This window comes from Alcanivorax profundi, from assembly GCF_003597125.1.
Taxonomy (GTDB): Bacteria; Pseudomonadota; Gammaproteobacteria; order Pseudomonadales; family Alcanivoracaceae; genus Alcanivorax; species Alcanivorax profundi.
Genome location: NZ_QYYA01000133.1, coordinates 1 through 428, shown reverse-complemented (window position 1 = coordinate 428; position 428 = coordinate 1). Strand labels below are relative to the sequence as shown.

The following is a 428-nucleotide window of genomic DNA, read 5'->3' as shown; positions in this document are numbered from 1 at the left end:
GAGACAACTGGAGGGATGGAAGAAATACTTGGATGATAACTCGAGAAGACTGATGGTGAAGAGGATGAACCCGGGACTTTTTACCGTGATGCAGAATAAAGAGGTGGCGGGACGCAAATGCCAGATGGTGGGAAACTGTTTCTTGCTCGATATTCCTGATAAGGTGGCGGTCGTTGTACATCGCCGGTATTCTGAGGGGGATTTGGCTCGCTTGCGCAGGGAATGGCTGGCTTGCGGAGAACGTGGGGGCGTGCTGGTGAGTGCTGCTATCTCGACTAAGGAGAAGGAGGTTTTGCGCGAGGCAATGAACCGGGGGTATCGTATCGTGCTCTTGAGGGAGAATGGTTTCCCGAGGTTGTATAAGCCTTGCGGTGAGAGCTTTTATGCCTGCTCTGAGGGGCTGCTGCTTCAGATTAGCCCTTGGGAGT

General features: G+C 53.0%; 1 protein-coding gene. It reads left to right on the top strand.

Going from position 1 to position 428, the window contains the following annotated elements; genetic code table 11:
* The coding region (locus tag D4A39_RS19270) for a hypothetical protein (RefSeq protein ID WP_233552537.1) at positions 1-428 on the top strand (428 nt) is incomplete at both ends.